Origin of the sequence: Stenotrophomonas sp. ZAC14A_NAIMI4_1 (genome assembly GCF_003086915.1) — a bacterium.
Taxonomy (GTDB): domain Bacteria; phylum Pseudomonadota; class Gammaproteobacteria; order Xanthomonadales; family Xanthomonadaceae; genus Stenotrophomonas.
Map to the genome: position 1 here is coordinate 3,382,986 of NZ_CP026002.1, position 25,912 is coordinate 3,408,897.

General features: G+C 69.4%; 14 protein-coding genes. 10 read left to right on the top strand and 4 right to left on the bottom strand.

Translation table 11 applies throughout. The features are described from left to right. The first annotated feature begins 9 nt into the window (after window positions 1-9). From gspK to C1926_RS15485, 8 genes are all read left to right on the top strand, one after another. On the top strand, window positions 10-915 hold the full coding sequence (gene gspK, locus C1926_RS15450; RefSeq protein ID WP_254057285.1) for a type II secretion system minor pseudopilin GspK: 906 nt from the start codon (window positions 10-12) through the stop codon (window positions 913-915). Continuing rightward, a complete protein-coding gene (gene gspL, locus C1926_RS15455) occupies window positions 912-2,075 on the top strand; it encodes a type II secretion system protein GspL (protein ID WP_108759791.1) in 1,164 nt (387 codons plus the stop codon). The genes gspK and gspL overlap by 4 nt, the downstream gene beginning before the upstream one ends. Further along, the gene (gene gspM / locus C1926_RS15460; protein WP_108759792.1) at window positions 2,072-2,596 is read left to right on the top strand and encodes a type II secretion system protein GspM; all 525 of its coding nucleotides are present in this window, start codon (window positions 2,072-2,074) and stop codon (window positions 2,594-2,596) included. The genes gspL and gspM overlap by 4 nt, the downstream gene beginning before the upstream one ends. After that, window positions 2,593-4,974, top strand: coding sequence for a type II secretion system secretin GspD (gene gspD / locus C1926_RS15465; protein ID WP_108759793.1), 2,382 nt, complete (start codon window positions 2,593-2,595; stop codon window positions 4,972-4,974). Before gspM ends, gspD begins: the two co-directional genes overlap by 4 nt. Then, window positions 4,971-6,407 carry a type II secretion system ATPase GspE gene (gene gspE / locus C1926_RS15470; protein WP_108759794.1) on the top strand — a complete coding sequence of 479 codons (1,437 nt, stop codon included), beginning with the start codon at window positions 4,971-4,973 and terminating at the stop codon, window positions 6,405-6,407. The genes gspD and gspE overlap by 4 nt, the downstream gene beginning before the upstream one ends. A 7-nt stretch (window positions 6,408-6,414) precedes the next feature. Continuing rightward, window positions 6,415-7,614 (top strand): type II secretion system inner membrane protein GspF, encoded by a 1,200-nt coding sequence (gene gspF, locus C1926_RS15475; RefSeq protein WP_108759795.1) that lies wholly within the window; start codon window positions 6,415-6,417, stop codon window positions 7,612-7,614. Window positions 7,615-7,818: 204 nt separating this feature from the next. Then, window positions 7,819-8,955 (top strand): substrate-binding domain-containing protein, encoded by a 1,137-nt coding sequence (locus C1926_RS15480; RefSeq protein WP_108759796.1) that lies wholly within the window; start codon window positions 7,819-7,821, stop codon window positions 8,953-8,955. A gap of 212 nt (window positions 8,956-9,167) precedes the next feature. Beyond that, window positions 9,168-21,566: a filamentous haemagglutinin family protein gene (locus tag C1926_RS15485; RefSeq protein ID WP_108760727.1), complete on the top strand. Its 12,399-nt coding sequence runs from the start codon at window positions 9,168-9,170 to the stop codon at window positions 21,564-21,566. Between the two features lie 177 nt (window positions 21,567-21,743). Here C1926_RS15485 and C1926_RS15490 read toward each other — a convergent pair whose 3' ends face one another. The 3 genes from C1926_RS15490 to gspH are packed head-to-tail and all read right to left on the bottom strand — an operon-like array spanning window position 21,744 to window position 23,160. Then, window positions 21,744-22,358 (bottom strand): prepilin-type N-terminal cleavage/methylation domain-containing protein, encoded by a 615-nt coding sequence (locus tag C1926_RS15490; RefSeq protein ID WP_108760728.1) that lies wholly within the window; start codon window positions 22,356-22,358, stop codon window positions 21,744-21,746. After that, window positions 22,355-22,717, bottom strand: a complete 363-nt coding sequence (gene gspI, locus C1926_RS15495) for a type II secretion system minor pseudopilin GspI (protein WP_108759797.1) — start codon at window positions 22,715-22,717, stop codon at window positions 22,355-22,357. Before gspI ends, C1926_RS15490 begins: the two co-directional genes overlap by 4 nt. Next, window positions 22,714-23,160, bottom strand: coding sequence for a type II secretion system minor pseudopilin GspH (gene gspH / locus C1926_RS15500; RefSeq protein WP_108759798.1), 447 nt, complete (start codon window positions 23,158-23,160; stop codon window positions 22,714-22,716). Before gspH ends, gspI begins: the two co-directional genes overlap by 4 nt. A 114-nt stretch (window positions 23,161-23,274) precedes the next feature. Between gspH and C1926_RS15505 the strand changes: the two genes are divergently transcribed. Continuing rightward, on the top strand, window positions 23,275-23,721 hold the full coding sequence (locus C1926_RS15505; protein ID WP_108759799.1) for a type II secretion system protein N: 447 nt from the start codon (window positions 23,275-23,277) through the stop codon (window positions 23,719-23,721). 19 nt (window positions 23,722-23,740) lie between these two features. Here the strand turns inward: C1926_RS15505 and C1926_RS15510 are convergent, their stop codons facing one another. After that, window positions 23,741-24,073, bottom strand: a complete 333-nt coding sequence (locus tag C1926_RS15510; RefSeq protein WP_108759800.1) for a hypothetical protein — start codon at window positions 24,071-24,073, stop codon at window positions 23,741-23,743. 201 nt (window positions 24,074-24,274) lie between these two features. Between C1926_RS15510 and C1926_RS15515 the strand changes: the two genes are divergently transcribed. Continuing rightward, on the top strand, window positions 24,275-25,891 hold the full coding sequence (locus C1926_RS15515) for a ShlB/FhaC/HecB family hemolysin secretion/activation protein (RefSeq protein WP_108759801.1): 1,617 nt from the start codon (window positions 24,275-24,277) through the stop codon (window positions 25,889-25,891). Window positions 25,892-25,912: the final 21 nt, after the last annotated feature.

A 25,912-nucleotide genomic window follows, 5' to 3' on the forward strand; every position in this document is an offset into this window, starting at 1 on the left:
GGCGGCGCAATGGCACTCCGGATGCGTTCGGCCCCGTGCGCCCGCCAGCGTGGCATGGCCGTGATCGTGGCGATGCTGGTGGTGGCGCTTGTGGCGGTGATCGCCACCGCACTGCTGACCCGGCAATCGGCGCAGCTGCGTGCACTGCGTGGCGAGCAGCTGCGCGCGCAGGTGCGGATGGCGGTGGATGCTGCGCTGGAGCGCGGCGCACTGCAGCTGCGTGAGGACGCGCAGGAACAGCTGACCACGGTGCGCAACGGTCGATGGGCCCGCCCGGTGCAGCTGCAGGTGCCATTGGCAGTGCACCTGCAGATGATCGACGCGCAGTCGATGTTCAACCTGCGCAACCTGCTGGCCGAGGGTGGGCCGGACGTGGAGGCGCGGCGCGCATTCGTCGCCCTGTGCGGCAGCCAAGGCCTTGCACGAAGTGCGTGCGCCGGTGCCGCAGACCGCATCCAGTCGCGCCTGCGCGACGGCGCACTGCAGGCACAGGCGCCGCTGCCGCGCGAAGCCCTGGTCGAGCAGGTACTGGCGGGTGCGGATGCCGCGGCGGTGCAGGCACTTGCGAAGCGTACCGTGGTGCTGCCGGCGAAGACCCTGGTCAACGCAAACACTGCAGACATGGGCGTGCTGCAGGCGGTCTCCCCCGGCATCGATGGCGCCCGGCTGCAGGCTTTGCTGGGCGAGCGCGACGCTGGGCACTGGCTGCTCAACCGGGGCGACATCGGCAACCGCCTGCAGTTGACCCAGGAACAGATGGCCGGCTTTCCGCTGGGTATCCACAGCGAGTGGTTCCTTGCCGTGGGCCAGGTGCAGGCCGATGACACTGCCGTGGAGTTTCGTGCGCTGATCTGGCGCGAGTACCGTGACGAGGGCGTTCGCGTGCAGCGTGTCTGGACGAGGATCGGCGCATGACCACGCAGCTGCGGGTACGCCTGCCGATGCTGGAGCGGCTGCATGCCGGGAGCACGGTGCAGTGGGTGCAGCTGCGCAGGGGCGAGCTGCACGCGCAGGGCAGCGACACGCTGGCGGTGCTGGGGCAGCGTCATCCGCAGGCAGCGTTGCTGGCCTGCCTCGATCCGCAGGATCTGATCCTGCTGGAACTGCCGTTGCCGCCGTTGTCGGGCCGCCGCCTGCAGGCGGCCATCCAGGGCGAGGTGGAAGCGATGCTGCTGGATGACCTGCAGGACGTCGCACTGGGCCATGGCAGACAGGCAGCCGATCGCACGGTGGCCGTGGCGTGGCTGGGGCAACAGGCCATCGTCCAGGCCCAGCAGGTCATCGCCGGTTGTGGCCTGCACCTGCAGGGCCTGTATCCCACGCCGCTGCTGCTGCCCTGGCAGCCAGGCAGCGCCACGCTGCAGGCCAGCGGCGAACACCTGCTGGTACGCAGCGGGCTGGACCGCGGGTTCGTGCACTGGTGCGGCGGCAGGGATCGCGGCGCCGTGCTTCTGGCCTTGAAGGCACGCCTGCAGCAGTGCGGCGTGCAGCAGGTGCAGTGGCTGGGCGACGTACCGCCCGACTGGCCGCATGACCTGCCTGCCTCGGCCCTGCCGGAGCAGGCGCATGCCTGCGGACCGCTGCCGGGCTGGTCGTTGCCGCTGCCCGGTCGCCGTCAAGCGGCACCCCGCCTGGCGATTGCCCTGGCAGTGGCGGCCGTGCTGCTGGCCGCAGTGGGCCTGCAGTTGCAGGTCATGCGCTGGCGCACGGCGGGCGAAGCGCTGCAGCAGCACACCACCCGCCAACTGGCCGCGCAGTTTCCGGAAATCACAGAGGTCGTGGATCCGGTCGTGCAGGCCCGCCGCGCGTTGGCGGTACCGCCGGCACCCGCGCCGTTGCCGGCCGTGCAGCAGCAGGTGGCCACGGTGCTGCAGGCCATCCCCGCGCTGGCTGGCCAGGTGCGCAGCGTGGGCTACCAGCCGGACGCGCTGACGCTGGACCTCGATGATGCTGCGCGGGCGCTGGCGGATGATCCGCAGCGGCTTGAACAGTGGCAGCAGGCAACACAGGCGCATGGCCTGCAGCTGCGGCGGAATGAGGATGGCCTCCTGCGTATCACGGGAGCGAGGCGATGAGCGCTGCGGTGCCGGCGCGGGCTGCGCCTGGAGCCGACCTGCAGGGGCGCTGGCGGCGCCTGCCCGTGCGTGACCGGCGGATGCTGCTGCTGATGGTGGTGGCGCTGCTGGGCGCCGGGCTGTGGTCATTCTGGCTGGAACCGCTGTTGAAGCAGCACAGCTACTGGCAGGCCGAACTGCCGCGGCTGCAGGCGCAGGCGGATGCCCTCCGGCCGCTGCTGCGTGCGCGCGAACAGCGCAACCAGGCCCAGCAGCAGCGGCCGTCGCTGGCCGCGCTGCGCATGCAGATCGCAGCCGCTGGCCTGGCCGGCGGCCTGCACATCGAGGCGCGCAACGGCCGCTGGCACCTGCAGGTGCAGGATGTGCCGGCCGACGCGTTGTGGAACTGGCTGCTGCCGGTGCTGGCTGATCCGGCCGTTGAACTGCAGCAACTGCAACTGACACGCACAGGGGATGCGAACATGCCGGCGGCACGGATTTCCGGAAACATCGTGATGGCCGCGCCGGGCGGCCGTCCATGAGGGCGATGCAGCCTCTGCTCTGCAGCCTGGCGCTGGCACTGGTGGTGGGCATGGCGCACCTGCCGGCAGAGGCCGTGGCCCAGAGTGCCCGCGATGAGCCGGTGCAGTTGAACCTGGTCGATACCGATATCGGCGGGGTGCTGCGCATGGCGGCGCGTTTCACTGGCCGCCAGTTCCTGGTCGATCCGCGGGTGACGGGCAAGATGACCGTGGTCTCCGATGGCCCGGTCAGCCCGGCGCAGGCCTACCAGCTGTTGCTGGGCGCATTGCGCATGCGCGGTTTTGCCGTGGTGGAGAGTGCTGGCGTCAGCCGGGTGGTGCCGCAGGCCGATGCCAGGCTGATGGCGGGGCAGGTGGGTGCTGGCGGTGCCGGTGGCGAAGTGGCCACGCGGACCTTCGCCCTGCGCTATGAGAGTGCGGCCGCCCTGGTGCCGGTGCTGCGGCCGATGATCAGCCCCGACAATCCGATCACCGCCAACCCGGGCAACAACACGCTGGTCATCACCGACTACGCCGACAACCTGGAGCGGATCGCCCGGGTGATTGCCAGTGTCGATACGCCGGCCGGCATGGATACCGATGTCGTGAAGCTGCAGCAGGGCATCGCCGTGGATGTGGCGGCCATGGTTGCACCCCTGCTGGATGTGCAGGGCAGCGAGACGCTGCAGAAGGTCGTGGTGATGGCCGACCCGCGCAGCAACAGCGTGCTGCTGCGATCCAGCAGCCCGGGCCGCACGCGGCTGGCGCGACAGCTGGTGGAGAAGCTGGACCAGGCGCAGGACGAATCCGGGAACCTGCATGTGGTGTACTTGCGCAACGCGCAGGCCACCCAGCTGGCCGGCGTGCTGCGCGGGGTCGTGGCTGGGCAGAGCGATGCACCTGCCGTGGGCAGCAGCGCGGGCATCACCGCGCAACCGGGGGGCAGCCCGGCCGCCATGGCGGCCCAGCCGGCCCCGCCGCAGCAGGCCGCGGGCAGCGGCAACGCACTGCAATCGCAGCGGCTGGATCCGAACCGCCGCGACCCGATCGACGCAGGCAGCACCGGCTTCAGCAGCAATGGCATTTCGGTGCAGGCCGATGTGGCCACCAACACCCTGCTGATCTCGGCCCCCGAGCCGGTGTACCGCAACCTGCGCCGGGTGATCGACCAGCTGGACCAGCGTCGTGCACAGGTGCTGGTGGAGAGCCTGATCGTGGAGGTGAACCAGAGCGATGCGGCCGAACTGGGTGTGCAGTGGATGCTCGGCAACGGCCGCACGTTCGGCGGCACCCACTTCGGCGGCGCCGCGGGTGGCAGCGGGCTGGACACCGGTGCGCGCACCACGCTGGACGTGCTGCCGCGCGATGGCCTGAACATCGGCGTGATCGACGGGACCATCAACCTGCCCGGCGTCGGCCAGATCCTCAACATGAAGGCGCTGGCCAATGCGCTGCAGAGCAAGGGCGGGGCCAACATCCTGTCCACGCCCAACCTGATGACCCTGGACAACGAGGCGGCCAGCATCATGGTCGGCCAGACCGTGCCCTTCGTCAGCGGGCGCTACGTCACCGATGGCGGGGGTGGCAGCAACAACCCGTTCCAGACCATCGAACGCGAGGACGTTGGCCTGAAGCTGCGCGTGCGCCCGCAGATCTCCGAAGGCGGCACGGTGAAGCTGGACATCTACCAGGAAGTCAGCAGCATCGACGGCCAGAGCTCCAGCGCCAGTGCCGGCATCATCACCAACAAGCGGGCGCTGGATACCAGCGTGCTGCTGGACGACGGGCAGATCATGGTGCTTGGCGGCCTGCTGGAAGACAGCGTCAGCCATGGCCGCGACGCGGTGCCCGGGCTGGGAAAGATTCCCGTGCTGGGGGCGCTGTTCCGCAGCGATACCCGCAATCGCACCAAGACCAACCTGATGGTGTTCCTGCGCCCGCACGTGGTGCGTGATCCCGCCGCCGGCCAACGCCTGACGCGCGACCGTTACGACTACATGCGTAACGCCCAGGCCAGCGCGCAGCCGGTGCAGAGCTGGGCCCTGCCGGCGCTGGCGGCACCACAGCTGCCACCGCAGGACCTGAGCGTACTGGGCCAGGGCAGCGCTCGTGATGGCCAGAGCCAGCCGGTTGCGGGCGGCAGCCTGGCTGCGCTGTACCCGGCGGGCGAGGGCACGGTGCAGCTGGTGCAGTTCGCGCAGGGGCTGGACCCGGCACGGGCCAGCCAAGCGGTGGCGCAGGTGCGTGCGCTGGGCTTGCCGGCCTACGCCGAAGCGACGCCCGGCGAGAGCATGCAGCGGCTGCGCGTGCGCCTGCCGCGCGAGCCGGCCGCGCTGGACCCGGCGCTGCAGCAGCTGCGGGGGCTGGGCTACACGCCGGAACTGGTGATTGCCCCATGAGCAGTGTCCTGCCCGCGTTGCCCTATGCCTGGGTACGCAGCCATGGCGTGCTGGTGGCCGAGTCCGGCGGCGAGCCGGTGCTGCTGGGAACCGCCGATACCGCCGCATGGGCCGTGGCCGAACTGCGGCGACGGCACGGGTCGCTGCCGTTCCAGGTGCTCGATGCAGCCGAGTGGCAGGCGCGCCTTGGCGAGCGGTATCGCGACGGCGGTGATGCGGCCGCCGTGGTGGGCGCGGCTGAGAGCGAGGTCGATCTTGACCGGCTGATGCAGGACATGCCGGAGGTGACCGACCTGCTGGATGCACAGGACGATGCACCGGTGATCCGCATGATCAACGCACTGCTGGCGCAGGCCGCGCGCGATGGTGCAAGCGATCTGCACATCGAACCATTCGAGACCCATTCGGTGGTGCGCTACCGGGTCGATGGCACGCTGCGCGACATGGTGCAGCCACGGCGGGCGCTGCATGCCGCGCTGGTGTCGCGCATCAAGATCATGGCGCATCTGGATATCGCCGAGAAGCGCCTGCCTCAGGATGGGCGCATCGCGCTGCGGGTGGGCGGGCGGCCGCTGGACATCCGCGTGTCGACCGTGCCCACCGGCCATGGTGAGCGCGCCGTGCTGCGCCTGCTGGAAAAGGACGCCGGTCGCCTGCAGCTGCAACGGCTGGGCATGGCCGACGATACGCTGGCCAGCTTTACCGGCCTCATCCGCCAGCCGCACGGCATCGTGCTGGTGACCGGGCCGACCGGCAGCGGCAAAACCACCTCGCTCTACGCGGCACTGGGCCAGCTGGACAGCAGCGCCAGCAACATCCTCACCGTCGAAGACCCGGTGGAATATGACTTTGCGGGCATCGGCCAGATCCAGGTCAACGCGCGCATCGGCATGACCTTCGGCACCGCGCTGCGCGCGATCCTGCGCCAGGACCCGGACACGATCATGATCGGCGAAATCCGTGACCTCGAGACCGCGCAGATCGCCGTGCAGTCTTCGTTGACCGGCCACGGCGTGCTGGCATCGCTGCATACCAACGATGCCATTTCAGCAGTGACCCGCCTGGCCGACATGGGCGTGGAGCCGTTCCTGCTCGCGTCATCGTTGCGCGGCGTGCTCGCGCAGCGGCTGGTGCGGCGGCTGTGCGTGGCCTGCCGGCGTGCCGAGGTGGATGCCGATGGGCGCACCGTGTGGCGGGCGGTAGGCTGCCCGGCCTGCGCGCACAGCGGCTATCGCGGGCGCACGGGCATCCACGAACTGTTTGTGGTGGATGATCGCGTGCGCGCCCTGATCCATGAAGGCCAGGGCGAGCCCGCGCTGCGCGAGGCGGCGCGCCTGGCCGGCATGCGCAGCCTGCGCGGTGATGGGCAACGCTGGGTGGACAGCGGGGTGACCACCCAGGAAGAGATCCTGCGCGTGACCGGCGACGAGTGATCTGGCCATGGCTCTGTTCGACTACCAGGCCGCCAATGCCCAGGGCCAGATCGAGAAAGGCCAGCTGGACGCGGACAGCCCGCGTGGCGCGCGGCAGCTGCTGCGCGGCCGCGGCCTGACGCCGGTACAGGTCAGCACGGCACGCAGTGCCGGCAGCGGCTTGGGAACGCGCAGGCTGTCGGCCAGCGAACTGGCCTGGGCCACGCGCCAGCTGGCCAGCCTGCTGGCTGCCAGCCTGCCGCTGGAAAGCGCATTGAGCGCGGTGATCGAGCAGGCCGAGCGGCCGCACATCGCCCAGGCCTTGACGGCCGTGCGCGCCGATGTGCGCGCCGGCCAGCGCCTGACGGTGGCACTCGCCGCGCGGCCGCGTGATTTTCCGCCGATCTACCGGGCGCTGGTCGGCGCGGGCGAGGACTCGGGTGACCTCGCACGGGTGATGGAGCGGCTGGCCGACTACATCGAGAAGCGCAATGCGCTGCAGGCCAAGGTGCTGACCGCCTTCATCTACCCGGCGGCCATCAGCCTGGTGTCGGTGGCGATCGTGATCTTCCTGCTCAGCTACGTGGTGCCACAGGTGGTGACGGCGTTCGTGCAGGCGCGGCAGACCCTGCCGATGCTGACCCAGGTGATGCTGGCGGCCAGTGCGTTCGTGCGCAGCTGGGGCATCTGGCTGGGGGCGGGCAGCGTTGCCCTCGGGGTCGCATGGCGGCTGGCCCTGCGCCGGCCGGAACTTCGCCTGCGCTGGGACGCGATACTGCTGCGGGTGCCGATGGTGGGCCGGTTCGTGCGCGGCGTGAACAGTGCGCGGTTCGCCTCGACGCTGGCGATCCTGCTGGATGCCGGCGTGCCGTTGCTGCGCGCACTGGAAGCCGCACGACAGACCCTGGGCAACGCGCTGCTGGGCCGCTGCGCCGACGATGTCGCGGCGCGGGTGCGGGAAGGTGCGGCGTTCGGCGCGGCCTTGAAAGTGCAGGATGTGTACCCGCCCATCCTCGTGCACCTGGTGGCCAGCGGCGAGAAGACCGGTGCGCTGGCACCGCTGCTGGACCGCGCCGCGCAGACCATCTCGCGCGACATCGAACGCCGTGCGATGGCGCTGACCGCGCTGCTGGAGCCAACCATGATCCTGGTGATGGGCGGCGTGGTGCTGACCATCGTGCTGGCTGTGCTGATGCCCATCATGGAAATGAACCAGCTGGTGCAATGAAGCACGACACGCGGGAATCCTCCACACAATCCTCCACACCTTTTTGCGGTCTTCCACAGGTTTCTTAAGCGACCTGTCATCGGCCGCGACGAGCATGGCACCGTCGTCGCAGAGCGGGCTGGGAGGCCCCCGGCGACAGCAGCCGTGAAATGACCGTTCCTCCCTTGGCGTTTCCCTTCGCAGTAAACCCTTCAGGAGAAGAGCATGAACACGTACAAGACCCTGGCCGCGCTGGTTGCCACCGCGCTGCTCGCCACCGCCGGTGCCGCATCGGCCCAGTCCCTGGTGCAGGGCGGCGGCGCTTCGCTGCCGGCCAAGCTGTACAAGGGCTCCTCGGACAGCATCCTGCCGTCCACTTTCAGCTACGAAGTGACCGGTTCGGGCACCGGCAAGCAGGCCTTCCTGGAAAACAAGCCGGCCCTGTTCAACACCACCGGCACCGTGCACTTCGCCGGCAGCGACTCGGTGCTGTCCGATGCTGAAGTCCTGGCCTACAACCAGAACTTCGCCCCGACCTATGGCCCGCTCATCCAGATTCCGTCGGTGGGTACCTCGGTCACCGTGCCGTACAACAACGGCAGCAGCAACCTCGACCTGAGCGTGACCCAGCTGTGCGGCGTGTTCTCGGGCAAGATCACCCAGTGGAACCAGATCAGCTCCAGCCGTACCGGTGCGATCACCGTGGTCTACCGCAACGAGAAGAGCGGCACCACCGAGCTGCTGACCCGCTTCCTGGAAAACGCCTGCTCGGCCAGTGACACCGCCGGCACCACCCTGGTCGGTGGCAAGTTCACCACCACGCAGGAATTCTGGAAGCAGTTCACCACCCTGCCGACCAACTTCACCACCGCCTCGGCGCTGGGCAGCCAGCCGCTGTACGACAAGGTGTACGCCACCGCCGGTGCCATCGGCTACATCGGCCCGGACGTCGTGCCGGACCTGGACAATGCAACCAAGATCGCCAAGGTGCGCGGCTACTCGCCGAACGACCCGAGCGTGCAGGCCACCCTGAACACCATCGCCCCGCCGACCGGCACTGCCGCCAATGACCCGCGCAACTGGGTGCCGGTGTTCACCAACCCGCCGGCCGTGGGTTACCCGATCGTGGGTTACACCAACTTCGACCTGGGCCAGTGCTACAAGACCGTTGCCGTGGCCACCGCGCTGCGCACGTTCCTGCTGGGTCACTACAACGGCAACAATGATGCCGCCTCGCGCGCCCACGGCTTCGTTCCGCTGACCGCCACCTGGCGCGATGCCATCCGTACCCGCTTCGTGGTCGCCAGCAGCACCGCCGGCCTGAACAACCCGAGCACCTGCGCCGGCCTCGGCCGTCCGTAACGCGCAGCACGCAGTCGCAATCGTCTGAACAGGCGCCGGCAGCAATGCCGGCGCCTTCTGCGTTGGCGGCCGCGGGCCCGGCGATTTGATGTCGGCTTCACGGCCTCGCTCCCGTCTAACAGGTGCAGGGCGTGAACCCTCCGTTTCCGCCAGAACGTTCCGACCAGACAGCGCTGCGGCCGATGCCGCCCAACCAGTTTGACGAGGTTCCGATGTCGCACCCGCTTACGACTGCTTCCCGCCTGCCTCCGGCGCGCCAGAACCACCCGATGGCCTGGGCCATTGCCGTGGCGCTGGGAACGATGGTGGCACCGGCCAGCCAGGCCCAGCAGGCCTTCAGCCCAGGCTGGTTCGCAGACCGCGGCGCGGCGCAGGGCGCGGCGGCACAGAGCGGGCGCATGCCCAACGGGGTCCCGATCCAGTTTGCGCTACCTGCCCAGCAGCAGGATGCGGCGCGGCAGAAGCTGCAGCAGTCCATCGACAATCTGGGCACCGCCGCGCAGGCGATCGCCCTGCAGCAGCGGCTGCAGGAGCAGGCACGCACGGCGCGCCGCGAAGCGGGGTTCGTGGTGGCTGATGGGCTGGGCAAGGATGGCCTGAAGGTGGATGAGAATCCGCTGACGAAGGGCTGGCTCAACGCACGCGATGCGATCCAGTCGCAGAGCGGCGATGGCCGCGTACAGGTGAGTATCGAACAGACGGCCGACAAGGCCATCCTGAACTGGGAAACCTTCAACATCGGTGGCAACACCACGTTGAACTTCGTGCAGAACGCCGACTGGGCGGTGCTGAACCGGGTGAATGACCCGAACGCACGCCCCAGCCAGATCCTGGGCCAGCTGAAAGCCGACGGCACCGTGTTCGTGGCCAACCGCAACGGCGTGGTGTTCGGCAATACCGGCCAGGTGAACGTACGCAACCTGGTGGCCGCCGCCGCGCGCATCAGCGATACGCAGTTCCGTGACAACGGGCTGTACAGCAGCGACAACAACAGCACGGCGCTGACCGATGCGCTGGGCAGCGTGATTGTCGAGCAGGGCGCGCGCATCACCACCCGCGAGCCGACCACCGCCACCCGCGGCGGTGGCTATGTGCTGCTGGCCGGGCACAGCGTGGACAACGCCGGGCAGATCGAGACGCGCAAGGGACAGACCCAGCTGGCCGCGGGCGATGCGTTCGTGATCCGGCGTGGCGTGGGTACGGCGCAGAACACCGCTTCGACCACGCGCGGCAACGAAATCGCACCCCGCTTCATCGCCGGCAGCACGGCAGGCAGCGTGCGCAACAGCGGGCTGATCCAGGCCCGCGAGGGCGACATCACCCTGGCCGGGCGCACGCTGGAGCAGGCCGGCGTGGCGGTGGCCACCAGCACCCTGAACCAGCGCGGCACGGTGCACCTGCTCAGCGCGTCCAGCGATGCGACGGGCAGCGTGACCCTGTCACGGGATTCCACCACGGCCATCCTGATCGAAGACGATGGCAAGACGACGGCGCTGGACAGCCAGCGGCAGGCATTGCTGGCCGAGTCGACCGCGCAGGACAAGGTCCGTGCCGTGGCGGTTGCCGGTGCCTTCGACAATCTTTCGCGGCTGCAGGATCGCCGCGACCAGTCGCGGGTGGAGATCGTGTCGGGTGGTACGGTGGAAGCGCAGGCAGGCTCGTTGACGCTGGCGACCGGAGGCCAGGTGGTAGTGGACGCCCAGCAGCGCACCCTGCTGGCCGATGGGGCGCGCGTGGACGTCTCCGGCGCCACCGGCGTGAAAGTGGCGATGGACAGCAACCAGCTGGAAATCAACGTGCAGGGCAACGAGCTGCGCGACGCCCTTGGCAACCGTGATACCGGCGCGCTGAACAGCGCGAAGATCTGGGTGGATCGCCGTGGGCTGATCCATGTGCCGGCCGGCACCGGTGGTTACGAAGGCGAGCGCTGGTACACCGCCGGTGGCCTGCTGGAAGTGGGCGGCTACCTCGGCAACCAGGGCCATTCGATCGGCGAATGGGCGGCGCAGGGCGGCACCGTGCAGCTGTCCGGCAACGAGGTGGTCACCAGTGGTGGCTCGCGCATCAATCTGGCCGGTGGCAGCTTGGACGTGGCCGGCGGCACGATGCGGCAGAGTTGGCTGCGCGGCACCGATGGCCAGCTCTACCGCATGGACGATGCCCCGGCCGAGGTCGTGTTTGCCGGGCTGTACCGCGGCTATGAGGTCGAGCAGTCGCGCTGGGGCGTGACCGACGCCTGGCGCAACCCGATCATCGCCAGCGAATCGCGTGTCGAGAACGGGTACACCGTCGGCCGCGATGCGGGTCGCCTGCTGGTGTCGGCGCCGACGGCAGTACTCGAGGGGCAGGTGGATACGGCGGTGTTCAATGGCGTGCGCCAGACCCGCACGCCCGCCGCCGCCGCCGAGGGCTACGCGCAGTCGCAGACCGCGGTGGCCCGTGGCGCCCAGCTGTGGCTGGGCCGCTACGATGGAACCGGCCGAACCTCGGTGTTCAATTCGCAGGTCCGCGTTGGCGATGCCGCGCCGTCGGGTGCGGGCTGGACGCTGCAGCAGTCGCTGGACGAGAGCCGACGCAACACGGTGTGGTTGGATGGCAGCCAGCTCAGTGCCCAGCAGTGGGGCCGGCTGGACCTGGCCACCCGCGGTGACATCACGCTGGATGGCGCGCTGTCGATGGCCGACGGTGGCCAGCTGAACCTGGTAGGGCACCAGGTACAGATCGATGGCCAGCTGCGCATTGCCGGCGGCAGCCTGACCGCCAGCAACCTGCTGGCCGACGCCAACGGCACATTGCATGTGGTGCAGGCCGACGGGCGCGGTGTGGTCTCGCTTGGCTCGGGTGCGGTGGTGGACCTGCAGGGGCGTTGGGCCAACCAGCGCCTGGACGCAGCCGCGGGCAACAGCCAGGCCTGGCGCGACGGTGGCCGGGTGGCGCTGGAAAGCAGCCACGATGTGATCGTCGCCAGCGGCAGCCGCATCTCGGTCGATGCCGGCGGCAGTGTCGATCTGAAGGGGCGTGCCAGCGGCGGCAAGGGCGGCGACATCAGCCTGCTGGCTGACAGCACCCAGGTCACCAGCGACGGCAGCGGGCGACTGAGCCTGCAGGGTGAATTGAGCGGGCTGGGTGTTTCCGGCGCGGGCCGCCTGCAGCTGGCCAGCGGTGGCAGCATCGTGGTGGCCGACAGCGCGACCGATCACAGCCGCCTGTGGCTGGCCCCTGGTCTATTGGGCAGCGGCTTCGACCGCTATGACATCAACGGTCATGGTGGCTTGGACGTGGCCGACGGTACGACGCTGACCGTGCGCGCCCCGCGCCTGCGCCTGCGTGATCGCGCCGGTGACGCCGCATCGGCAACTGAGGCAATGGAAACCTGGCTGCCGCCGCTGTACGCCGCTGACGTCGGCAGTGGCGCCATCCAGCAACGCGGAGGTGCCAGCGTACTGCTGCGCTCGCAGCGCACTACCGATGGCGGTGACGTACGCATTGGCCGCAACGCATCGGTCACGGTCGATCCCGGCCAGTCCATCGAGCTGCGCGGGGCGGGCAACATCACCGTGGAAGGCCGGCTGACCGCACGTGGCGGCAGTATCCTGCTCGATGACGTGCGCACTGCGACGCAGACCTACCAGGCGACCGGCAGTGACCTGCAATACCGCATCGGCAAGGATGCAGTGCTGGACGTCTCCGCCGACAGCCATGTGGAGCGCGATGCGTCCGGCCGGCGCCAGGGCATCCTGCGCGACGGTGGCAGCATCGGCATCGGAGGCACGCTGGACTGGGAAGAGCGTGATGATCTGGGCAACCGCCCGCCGGATGCCTTCGTGGTGATCGAGCGCGGCGCCGTGCTGGATGCTTCCGGCGCGACGGCGGTGCTGGACGTGCAGGGCCAGGGCGAGACCACGCTGGCCAGCAACGGTGGCACCATCGCGCTGCGCTCGGCCAATGCCCTGTACATGGACGGCACGCTGCGTGCGGCGGCCGGTGGTGCGGGCGCGCAGGGCGGCACGCTGGGCGTGGCGTTCGGCGGTGGCCTGTACGACACCGGCTCCATCAGCAGCGAGGTGGGCGGTGCACGTGCGATCACCCTGACCCAGGCGACGGTGCGCGAAGGTGACGCCCAGGCGCCCCGATACGGTCATGCCGTGCTTTCGGCACAGCTGGTGCAGGAGGGCGGCTTCGATCATCTCTCGCTGTTCGCCGACCTGCGAGCGCAGGGCGATGTCGACCTGCGCCTGGGCCAGAGCCTGCGCCTGTATGGCAACAGAGAGGCCGCCCTGGCGATGGCCACCGGCAGCGCGCAGGGTAGCGGCCTGCATGTGCAGGCGCCCTACCTGCGCCTGGCGCAGGCACGCTGGCAGCGTGTCACCAGCAACGCCCTTTTCGTGGCACCGGAGGCGGCGCGGGATGTCTCGGCTGACCACGTGTTCAGCGCGCAGGGCGAGCTGATCGATCTGCGCGATTCCGTGTCACTGGCCGGCTTCGAGCGCAGTGAACTGATCAGCCGTGGCGACCTGCGCCTGCTGGCCGGGGTCAGCGGCATGAACGCTCACTATTCAACCCAGCTGCTGGCACCGTCGCGGCTGGACATCACCGCGGCACAGGTCTATCCCACCACCGGTACCCGTGCCCGTATCGGCATCGGCCTGTACGACAGCGGCCTCGGCAACAACATCTGGGCGGACAGCGATGGCCTGCTGCGCATCCACGCCTCTGGCGCAGGCGCCAGCGTGCCGCATTCGGTGTTCGGCAGCCTGGCGCTGGTGGCGGCCACGGTGGAGCAGGGCGGCGTAGTGCGTGCTCCGCTGGGCCAGCTGCAGCTGGGTGGCACCAGTACCACCGGAACCGCGTCCACGCTGGCCCTGCTGCCCGGAAGCATCACCTCCAGCAGCGCGGCCGGCCTGAAGCTTCCCTATGGCGGCACCGTTGATGGCCTGGTCTGGCAGCTGGGCGGCGTGGCCGTCACCCCGGGCGCGATCGGCCGGGTGAGCGAGGCCAGCGACATCGGCGTCAGCCTGGTCGGCAACCGGATCGATATTGCCGAGGGCGCGTTGCTGGATCTGTCCGGCGGCGGCGAGCTGACCGGTGCCGGTTTCGTCAGCGGCCGTGGTGGCTCGGTCGATGTGCGCAGCCATGCGTTGGCCGATGCCAATCCGGCCTTCAGCTTCAGCAGCAGCGGCAATGCCGTGTATGCCATCGTGCCGGGCTATGCCAGCGAGGTGGCGCCGGCGAACCTGGCACAGGGAACGGCTGATCCGCGCATCGGCCAGCGCATCACCGTGCCAGCCGGTGTGCCGGGGCTGGCTGCAGGGACCTACACCCTGCTGCCGGCGTCGTATGCACTGCAGCCCGGCGCGTTCCGGGTGGAGCTGGGCGCGCAGGGCGCGTCGATGGCGGCGCCCACCGCGACCGGCACGGGTTCGTGGCGCACCAGCGGGCAGCAGGCCCAAGGCCTGGGCGCATCCACGGCAGGGCTGTGGACCGATGTGATCCTGACCCCGGCCGATGTGGTGCGGCGCCATTCGGGCTACAACGAAACCTCCTGGAACCAGTTCGTCGCCGATGATGCGACACGGCGTGGCATTCCGCGCGGTGCGCAGACCGTGGATGCGGGCACCCTGCTGCTGCAACTGGGCAACGGTGCAGGCCTGGGCGGCGATGTGGCGCTGCGCATGGCGGGCAGTACCCGCTTCGGTGCCGCTGCGGGCAGCAATGGCTTCGGCGGCACGGTGGCGGTGCTGGGCAACGGCGGCGGTCTGGAAATCCTGGCGGGCGGGCAGAGCGCCAGCCGCATGTCGGGCGCCGCGGTGTTTGCCGATGCGCTCACCGCGCTGCAGCCGTCGCGCCTGCTGGTGGGCGTCAGCGCACGCCCGGACAGCACAGAACCGGGCTCGCTGCTGCTTCGCGCCAGCGATTCAAGCGTGCTGGTGCGGTCCGGCGCCAGCCTGCGCGCGGCCGAGGTGGTGCTCGGCGCAGGCAGTGGTGGCGAAGGCGTGGTTGTGGAACAGGGCGCGACCGTCAGCACGCTGGGGCTGGGCCGGCCGGCCTACGATGCCACCGACGGCTATCTGTACAAGGGGGATGCCAGCACCGGCCTGCTGGTGGTGTCCAACGGGCAGACGAACCTGCTGCCGGCCGGAAGCACGGCGAAGGTGGCGATCGACATCGGCGCATGCGTGGCCTCCGATTGCGCGGGCCAGACCCGCCTGCTGTCGGAAGGCAGCATCAACGCGGCCACGGAAGGCAGCTTCCAGCTGCGCGACACGGTCAGCTACGGAACCCGCCGGCTGGGCCTGAGCATGTCGGCGATCAACATGGGCGAGGCTGCGGCACTGCAGGCAGCGGCGGCCACGGGCGGCCTGCCGCAGGGCCTGGTGCTGAACCAGCAGACCCTGCAGCAGCTGTTGCGTGGCAACACCGCCACCGGCACGCCTGCCCTGGAAACGCTGAGCCTGAGCGCGCGTGATGCGATCAACGTGTTCGGCAACGTGGATCTGGATACGCGCAATCCCGCCACCGGCCACAGCAGCCTGCGCGAGCTGGTGCTGGGCGCGCCGGCCATCCATGGCTATGGCAAGGCGGGCGAACAGGCCCGCATCTTCGCGGACACGCTGGTCTGGGACGGCACGTTGGCGGCCTCGCCGGAGTTCATCAGCAGCACGCCGCAGCAGCCGGGCGCGGCGATGGTCGATCGCCTCGGCCATGGCCAGCTGGAAATCAGCACGCGCAGCCTGATCCTGGGGCGCGCACCCTATACCCGGCCGAGTTCGGAAGTACCGGCCAACCGCCAGGTGCTGGGCTTCGACGGGGTTACCCTGCGCGCCAGCGAACAGGTGCAGTTCTCCGGCAAGGGCAGCCTGGACGTGTACCAGGCACAGGGCGAGTACGTGGCCGGGAGCGGCTGGCAGTACAGCGGCGGTGCGCTGGATATCCAGGCGCCGCTGCTGACCGGCAGCGCCGGCAGCCAGCTGCAGGTGCGTACCGGTGGTGACCTGCGCGTTGCGGGTGGCGGCACGGGCGCCAGCAGTGATGCGCTGGGCGCCGAACTGTCCCTGCAGGCGCGCAACATCCTGCTGGACAGTACCGTCGCCCTGGCATCTGGTCGCCTGCAGGCAGCGGCGGAGGACACCCTGACCCTGGGCAACGCCGCGCAGCTGGATCTGGCCGGGCGCCGGATCCGCATGGACGACCTGGACAAATACAGCTGGGGCGGCGACGTCGAGCTGAGCGCCGCCCAAGGCGACGTGATCGCGCTGGATGGATCGCGCATCGATGTGTCGGCGGTGAACAACCGTGCCGGCAGGATCAGCGCAACCGCGCTCGGCGAAGGGTCCGGCCGCATCGACCTGTCCGGCACGCTGCTCGGCTCGGCCAGTGGCACGCAGCAGATGGGCGGCAACCGCGTGCCCTACGACAGCGGCGAGCTGTTCGTCCGCGCCCAGCAGCTGGGTGACTTCAATGGGTTGAACACGCAGCTGGATGCGGGCGGCTTCTTCGGCACCCGCAGTTTCCAGCTCAAGCAGGGCGACCTGGTGGTGGCCGACACACTGAAGGCGCGCAACGTTGCGATCAGCGTCGATGGCGGCAGCTTGACCATCAACGGCCGCATCGATGCCAGTGGTGAACAGGTGGGCAGCATCCGCCTGGCCGCACGCGACCTGCTGCAGGTGGATGGCGTGCTGGACGCGCACGGCACGGCGCTGCGCGTGGACAGCTACGGCAAGATCATCAACAGTTCGAACCGCGCGCAGGTGGAGCTGAACAGCCGCGATGGCGAGGTGGTACTGGGCACCACCGCGCGCGTGGACCTGCGCAGCGGCACCGAGGTGGCCGTGGGCACGGCGGCGGGCCAGAACGACGGCGTAGCGCGTGGCACGTTCACCATCAACGTGCCGCGCCGCAGTGCCGATGATGCCGCCATACGCGCTGAATCCGGCCTGCAGGTGCTGGGCGCGCGCGACGTGCTGGTCAACGCCTTCAGGCGCTATACCGATGCGCCGCTGGCGGCGACGCCGGATGTCAACGGCACCCGCCCGCAGCTGATCACCCAGCAGTGGCTGGACAGCGTGGTCGACCCGGACAACCAGGCCTGGATGAATGCCGCAGTGGGCAATGCCGACCTGGGCGCGCGCCTGGCGGCACTGGGTACGCCGCGCCTGCGGCCCGGCGTGGAGATCGTCGGCGTGGTCTCGGCCGATAATCCCACCGGCAGCCTGACCGTGCGCGGCGACCTGGACCTGTCCGGTTACCGCTACGGCCCGGACGCCAACCGCAGCGATGCAGCCCGCCGCGGCTTCGGTGAATCGGCAGCGATGGTGCTGCGTGCCGCCGGTGACATCAACATCTACGGCAGCATCAACGACGGCTTCGCGCCGCCGCCGGACAACCCCGACGAATCGGGCTGGCTGCTGGGTGAGACCCTTGATGCCAACGGCACGCGCATCACGCCGCTGGGCGGTGACATCGTGGTGCCCATCGATGGCGTCACCCTGCAGGCACGCACGCGCTTCCCCAAGGGCGCCGTGCTGAATTACGCGATCCCGTTCGCCGCCATCGACGTGCCTGCCGGTACGGTGCTGCCTGCGGAAATGCGCCTTGGCGCCAACCTGCTGCTGCCGGCTGGCATGGTGCTGCCGGCAGCGGTCACCACCGCCGATGGCACCGTACTGCGGGCGGGCACCGTGTTGCAGCAGGCCATGCAGCTGGCCGCCGGTGACCGCCTGGGCGCCGGCTTCCGGCTGGCCGGCACCGCCACCCTGGCCGCGCAGCTCTGGCCGGCCGGTGTGGCACTGCCGGAGGCCATGGACCTGTCCAGCGCGCTGGTGCTTGCGCCGGGCTCGCTCATTCCCTCGATGACCGGCGTGCGCCTGGCCGATGGCAAGCCGGTGAACCTGCGGCCCGCCGACGGCGAGGGCAGGCAGGGGCGCAACTGGGCGCTGGCGGCCATGCTGCCGGAGGGCACCACTTCCTGGGACCTGACGGCCGTGGCCGGCGCCGATACCGTGGCCGCGGATCCGCGCCAGCGCCGCTTCGGTGCGGACGGCGACGTGGTGCTGGCCGACAGCCACTACGGCACCATCGGCACCATCAAGACCAGCACCGAATGGGTGGGTGACAAAGTATTGACCGAGCAGGGCTCGCTGGACCTGTGGGGCGACAGTTCGCTGGCCGGCCTGCTGCTGAAGGACGCGGCCGCCCAGCTGGGCTTGAGCGAGGAAGACCTCTGCGCGTTCGGCTATTGCGAGGCCGCGCCGCGCCTGGTCGACACGCAGGGCTCGCTGGACATGTGGGGCGACGAATCGTGGGTCGGCAAGTCCGCCCGTGAGTTCGGCGAACTGATCGGCATGAGCGAAGAGGATTTCTGCGCGACCACCGGCTACTGCTATGGCGGTGGCACGATGACCGAAGTCACTACCTACGGATCGAAGCCGGCCATCCCGCTGTGGAGCGTGCTGCGCACCGGCAAGGGCGACCTGCAGCTGCTGGCCGCACGCGATGTGCGGATGATGTCCGGCTATGGCGTGTACACCGCCGGTGCGCCGACCGCACTGGGCAATGGCGAGGATGCAGCGTTCAACCCGGACAGGGCACCTGCGCCGGGGCAGTCGTCCCTGCTGGGCCCGATCCAGGCCAGCGGCCGCTACGATGCAGCGCTGACCGCATGGCAGGCCTGGTATCCCGACGAGGGCGGCAACCTGACCGTGGCCGCCGGTCGCGATATCCGCGGTGACCTGTGGGATGCCAACGGTGATGTCGGCTTTGAGGACATCCTCGGCACGACCCGCGAAAGCGCAGGCTACGCAGCCAGCGCCATCGGCAACTGGCTGTGGCGGCAGGGCAATGGCGCGGTCGGCGGTGCGGCGGCATCGCCGAGCAGCTGGTGGATCAACTTCGGCACCTACAGCGCACGCGACAGCCTGCAGCTGACCGGGCCGCGCATGGTGGGCTTCGTTGGCTTCGGCACGCTGGGCGGCGGCAATCTGGCCCTGGACGCCGGGCGCAATGCCGGTGCGCTGAGCGTGATGGGCGGTGTGGCCACGGCCAGCGATCGCGCGCGCCATTCATCCGGCCTGGTCGCGGCGGTCGGCTCCACCGGCCGCGTGAGCGCCGACGGCACGCTGCACCTGACCGGTGGTGGCGACCTGGATGTGCGCCTCGGCGGCGCCTTCAATCCGCAGTTGGCCGCGACATCGACGTCGCCCACGTCCAACGTGCCACACCTGGGCCTCAACGGCGTGCTGGTGAACCTGCGCGGGCACGTGCAGCTGGATGCCGCGCGCATCGGTGGCGTGGCGATCGGTGCCTCCCATTACGTGGCGCCCTACGCGGGCCTGCGCCAGGAAGATCCGTACAGTGCGCAGATGGGCCAGCCGATGGGCGGCCCCGTGCTGGTGCTCGGCGATGCGGCGGCCTCCCTGCAGGCACGTGGCGACGTGGTGCTGGCCGGCGTGGCCGATGCCGGCCGCGTACCGGTCGCCAACTTCAACGCGGTTGCGCTGGGCGACGGACGGACGGCGGCAGCCAACAGCTGGTTCTCGCTGTGGACGGCCAACACGGCCATCGACCTGGTGTCCATTGGTGGCGATCTGGCACCCGCGCAGCTGCGCGGCAGCCTGCTTGCCGAACCCTCTGCAGGCGATGTCTTCGCCGAGGGTACGAGCCTGGCCGATGGCAGCCAGCTGCGTTACTGGCTGTATCCCTCGCAGCTGCGCATGCTTGCCGCCAGTGGCAGCATCCGTCTCGCCCGGGCCGGCTCGAGCGGTGGCCGCGACGTGCTGCTGACCGCACCGTCGGCCGATGGCGCACTGGAAGTGCTGGCAATGGATTCGATCCTGCTGCAGCAGGGCGCGGCGGGCATCAGCAGTTCCGGTGCCGACACGCCGCTGCCCACGCCGTCCGCTCCTGCGTTCATGGCCGTGGCAGGGGCGACCACGGTGGGCAATGTCTCCGCCGATGCGGTGCAGGCCGGCAGTGCCAACGCGGGCCTGCCGCTGTTCGCCTTCGGCGCGAACGTGCCGGGTGCCGGCGGCGTGCGCCGGGCAGGCGCGACGCCCAACCTGTTCCAGGCCGTGCAGGGCGACATCATCGGCCTGAAGACCGGTGAACAGTGGACGCTGGACAACACCGCGGGCGCCCGCACGCTGTTGGCCTGGAGCGACCTGGCCGCGCCGGTACGGGTCACTGCGGGCCGCGACATCCTGGTGTCCGACATCGGTGCGTTGAATATCTTGTCCACCGACGTGACGTCGGTGGTGGCCGGGCGCGATGTGGTCCACAGCCGTATCCACGTGGCCGGGCCAGGCAATGTTGAAGTCAGTGCCGGGCGCCAGCTGCGGCTGGAAGACAAGGGCCGCGTGGTCACCACCGGTGGCCTGGTGCAGGGCGATACCCGGCCGGGCGCCAGCGTGGCCGTCACCGCCGGCAACCAGCAGATCGATTTTGATGCACTGCGCGCCCGGTATCTGGACCCGGCCAGGCTGGCCGATCCCTCGCAGTCGCTGTCCGCTCAACCAGGCAAGGCCGTCAAGGTCTACGACAAGGAGTTGAAGCAGTGGCTGCTGCAGCGCTTCGGCGTCGATGCCGATGGCGCGGTGGCACTGGCGACCTTCGATGCGTTGCCGAAGGAGCAGCAGCGCATCTTCCTTCGCCAGGTCTACTACGCTGAACTGCGCGAGGGCGGGCGCGAGTACAACGATGCCGAGGGACCGCGCTTCGGCTCGTACCTGCGTGGCCGCGAAGCGATCGCCACCCTGATGCCCGACAAGGATGCCAGCGGTGCGGATATCAAGCGCACGGGCGATATCGTGATGTTCGGCGGCAGCGGCATCCGCACCGAAGCCGGTGGCAACATCGAGTTGATGGCACCGGGCGGGCAGATCGTGGTGGGCGTGCAGGGCGTCGTGCCGCCGTCCAGCTCGGGTCTGGTGACGCAGGGCCAGGGTGACATCCGCCTGTTCAGCCAGGACAGCGTGCTGCTCGGGTTGTCGCGGGTGATGACCACCTTCGGCGGTGACATCCTGGCCTGGTCGGAACAGGGCGACATCAACGCCGGCCGGGGTTCGCGCACTACGTTGCTGTATACGCCGCCGCGCCGGCTGTACGACGGCTGGGGCAACGTCAGCCTGTCGCCGCAGGCGCCTGCCAGCGGTGCCGGCATTGCAACCCTGAACCCGATCGCCGAGATTGCTCCGGGCGACGTGGACCTGATCGCACCGCTGGGCACCATTGACGCGGGCGAGGCCGGCATCCGCGTGTCGGGCAACATCAACCTGGCGGCGCTGCAGGTGCTCAACGCCGCCAACATCCAGGTGCAGGGCGAGAGCAAGGGCCTGCCGGTGCTGGCCACGGTGAACGTCAATGCACTGGCGTCAGCGAGTGCGGCGGCCAGCAGTGCCAGCCAGGCGGCGCAGGACGTGATCCGCAAGGGCCAGGACGATGCGCGGCGCAACCAGCCTTCGGTGATCAGCGTACAGATCCTGGGGTTTGGCAGTGGCACCAGCAGCATCAGCGCGCCGACGCGTGGTGACACGGCGGCAGGCGGGTATGACAGCAACAGCGCCTTCCAGTTTCCGCAGGCCCGCACCGAGGGCGGTACGCCACGCACGCAGTAACGTGCCCAACGGGTAGCGCCGGGCCATGCCCGGCGGCATTTCAACCAACCCGCCGGGCATGGCCCGGCGCTACCTCGGGCGGAATCACGATGTCTCAATCGGCGGGCAAGGCACCTTGGTTGTCAGTAGATCCACGCCACGCGTGGATGAAACCCCGCCGCCGGGCACGGCCCGGCGCTACAACGCCAGCACCCGCCGGTAGCTCAATGCGCCTCGCCCGTCGCGCAGCACCAGTTGCAGCTCCAGCCCGGTAGCCGGCAGCACATCGGCCTGGCTGGGCAGTACCGCCCAGCCGGTTCCCGGCTGCCACGCACGCACGTCGAAACGCTGCACCTGGCGTGCCACCACGATGCCCTTCGACAGTTCGGGCGTCGGCAGCGGATACCGGTCAGTCGCCGCACCACTGGCGCGCCACAGCGTGTCTCCCCGGCGCCACCAGCGCACCCGCTGCCAGTGCAGCCCATCGCTGCCCACGCTGCGGGTGATCTCCAGCGCGAAGCTGCCATCGGCATGCCGTTCGCTCACCAGCGACGGCGGCAGCAGGCGCTGCGGCGCATCGGCCGGGCGCACCGCACCGTTCATCAGCGCATCATCGGCACGCATCTCGATATCACGCTGGAACTGCTGCAGCATGCGCAGTGCGGTGGCGCTCTCGGCATCGGCCTGGCGCAACCGCTGGTCAGTGCTGGCCACGCTGTCCAGGGCCCGCCAGGAGATAAGCGCGAGCACGCCCATGATGGTGATCGCGATCATCACCTCGATAAGGGTGAAACCCCCTGCGCGTCGCTTCATGGTGCCGCTGTCCATGGCAGCTGCATCCGTGCCAGCGCCTGTTGCGGTGCGTGCTCGGCCACCACCGCCAGATCGATCTGCGGCCGGCCATCGGTGCCGGTACCCACGTGCTGGATGACCAGGAAACGGCTGCGTCCCTGCACGCAGGGCTGCCGCCCCTCCTGCGGTGGCTGGGCGGACAGGCGCAGTTCCTGCCATCGATCCTGCGCGCACATCAACGCCAGCCGGCGGTCGCGCAGGCGCGACTGGTCATCGGTGGCCACAGCCACCGAGCGCATCACTGCGGCCAGTGCGATGGCCACGATGGCCAGCGCAACCAGCACTTCGATCAGGGTGAATCCACGCGTCCTCTGCTTCATTGAACGACCTGCAATTGTCCGCTGCCATCGTCACGAAGACGCACGCGGCGCCCTTCCAGCGACAGCACCAGGTCCCACGGCACGCCGATCCATTCCGGGCTCAACTCGATGGCTGCAGCGGGTTGCACGCTGATGCCGGTGACCTGCCAGTGCTGTGGGCGCAGCAGATCGTCGCGTGCCAGGTCCACCCAGCGGCTACCTTCGCGCCTGCTGAAGCGGTAACCGGTGGCGTCGGCCTGCCAGCGCAGCGGGCGGCCGTCGATGCGCGCCTCGTCACGTGCCACCTGCAGGTGCTGCGCGAGGCGCTCGGCATCCTGCCGCAGCTGCCGGCCGGGATCGAGCAGGCTGCCCAGGCCGAGCCCGATGCCCGCGGTGCAGATGCCGATGATGACCAGCACCACCATCAGCTCAATCAGGGTGAAGCCGCGGGAACGACGCTGCATCGACAGGGCCTCCTGTGCGAGCCGATGCGGTGAGCGTAGGCCTGCATGATGAAACAAAAGCGTCAGCGGGCGCTGCTAGCGTGGTCGCACACAGGGCGGGTGACGGTAGCGGACATGGAAGGCAGGCGCTGGGATCGCAATCGGTTGCTGACACTGCTGGCAGCCCTGCTGCTGTCGGCCGTGCTGGGCTACTGGGCAACGGCGCTGACTGCACCGCTTGGCGCAGCGCCAGCGCGGGTGCAGGGTGCCGCGCCCGCAGTGCCGAGCTTCGACTCTGCCGCCAGCGTGCCGATGGTGCGCCTGCTGTCCCCCGGCGCGGTGCAGAGCGAGGTGGTGGTCGTGGGCGTGCTTGCGGGAGGGCGTGTTCCGCTGGCCCTGCTGTCAGTGGATGGGGGCCAGGCCGAAGCCTATGCACCGGGCCAGCGCCTGGGGCCTTCCACGGTCCTTGCTGCCATCCGTGCGGATGCGGTCGAACTGCGCGAGGCAGGACGGTTGCGCAGCCTGCCGGTTCCCGCGTTGCCACTGCTCTCGATGGATGGCTTCGTGCCGGCCACGCGATAGCGCCGGACCTGGGCAATGCTCAGCGCGCCGGTCGCTGCGGCACAACCGAGCGTCCGAACGCATCGCCCATGCGCTGCCGCGTGCCTCCCAGGTTGTACTGCTGCAGCTGGTTGCCCGGCTGGCGCATCAACCGCTCGGCTTCGGGCAACGCGGGCCGGCGGGGCGCGCCGGGTGCCGGTGCCAGTTTCTGCTGCAGGCACTCCCATGCGGGAACGCGCTCTCCATTGACCTGCACTTCGATGCACGGGGCCGCTTCCTTCGGCTTGGCAGGCTCGGCGAGCGCCCAGGCAGACGCCAGCAACATCGTGCACGCCAGCGCGTGGCGGAACAGCGACATCACTCGAATGTGCATCACGAACCTCCTGCTGCGGAAAGCATCCTCCATTGAAGACGGTGCTCGCGCGCAGTGTCCGCCGGACCCCGTTGCTGGCTCGTCAAAAGATGACAGTGCTGTCACAAAACTGTTGGCGGCTTTGACGCGCCGTGCACGTCCTGTTGGTAGATCCACGCGCCGCTGTCCGGCCACTCCCTTCGTAACGACGCGATGCCTTCGATGACTCCTGTTCCGTGCCGAGCCGTCCGCCTTCCGTTGTGCCTGCATCCGCTGGTGCTGGCGCTTGCCGCCGTACCTCTGCCTGCATTCGCGCAGGACGCCACGCCTGCGGCCAGCGTCAACATCAACGAGTACATCGTGCGCGGCAACACCGTGCTCGACCCTCGGCAGATCGAGCGCGCGGTGGAGCCGTATCTCGGTCCCGGCAAGACCCTGGCCGATGTCGAGCAGGCGCGTGATGCCGTGAATGCGCTCTACCAGCAGGCCGGCTACCAGTCGGTGTATGTCGAACTGCCCGAGCAGCAGGTGAGCGGTGGTGTTGTGCTGCTGAAGGTGCAGCAGACCCCCATCGGTCAACTGCGCGTGGTCGGCACCCGCAATGAATCGCCTGAGCGCATCCGCGAGCGCGTGCCGGCGCTGGCCGAAGGCCGGGTGCCGGACTTCAACCAGGCGCAGAAGGAACTGACCGCGCTCAACGAGGGCGGTCGCCGCCAGGTGATGCCGCTGGTGCGCGAGGGTGCCACGCCCGGCACCATGGACGTGGACCTGCAGGTGGACGAAAAATCACCGTGGCGAGCCAGTGCCGCACTGAACAACGACCACAGTGCGGACACTGAGAGGCTGCGCCTGAGCGCCTCGCTGGCCCATGACAACCTGTGGCGCCGCGGCCACAGCGCCACCCTCGGCGTCTATCTGGCGCCGGAGGACACCGACCAGGCCAAGGTGTTTTCCGCTTCGTACACGCTGCCCTTCGAGGGCACGCCGTGGAGCCTGGAGGCCGCCGGCTACACCTCCGACAGCCGCGTGCTCAATGCGGGCGGGCAGGGCGGGGTGGGCACGGGCACCAATGTCATCGGCAATGGCCACTCGGTGGGCCTGAAGCTGAACTACCGCGTCCCCGGCAGCAGCCTGTGGTGGCGCCAGCTCAGCGTAGGCGTGGATTTCAAGGACACCGAAGAAGACACTCAGCTGGCGGGCGAAAGCCTGAAGACGCCGCTGAAGTACGCGCCCATTACCCTGGCTTTCGTCGGCGTGCGCCAGGGCGAAAGCAACCAGACCAGCATCAGCACGCAGCTGGTGGCCGGTACCCGCCGCCTGCTGGGCTATGGCAGCGGTGCCGATGATTTCGGCCAGAAACGGTACTGGGCCGATCCCAGCTTCGTCGCGTTCAAGGCCGATGTCTCCAATACGCACAGCTTTGCCAGTGACTGGCAGTGGTATGCGCGCGGCTCGGTGCAGTTGACCGACGCGCCGCTGGTGTCGGCCGAACAGTTCGCCGCCGGTGGCATGTACACCGTGCGCGGCTACCTGTCGGCCGAGGCGATCGGTGACTACGGCGCGCTGGCCAACCTGGAGTGGCGCACGCCGGCCTGGTCACTGTGGAAGGGGACCGACCTGCGCCTGTACGGCTTCGCCGATGCGGCCTACCTGCGACTGCGCCAGCCGCTGCCCGAACAGATCGACAAGTACAACCTGGCCTCGGCCGGCCTGGGTGCGCAGATGCGCCTGGGCGACCACCTGCAGCTTCGGCTGGATTACGCCTGGCCCTTCAGTGACGGTCCGGTCACGTCCAAGGACGACCCGCGCCTGCATTTCAACATCAGCACCAGTTACTGACCTTTCCTTGTTGTGCGATCC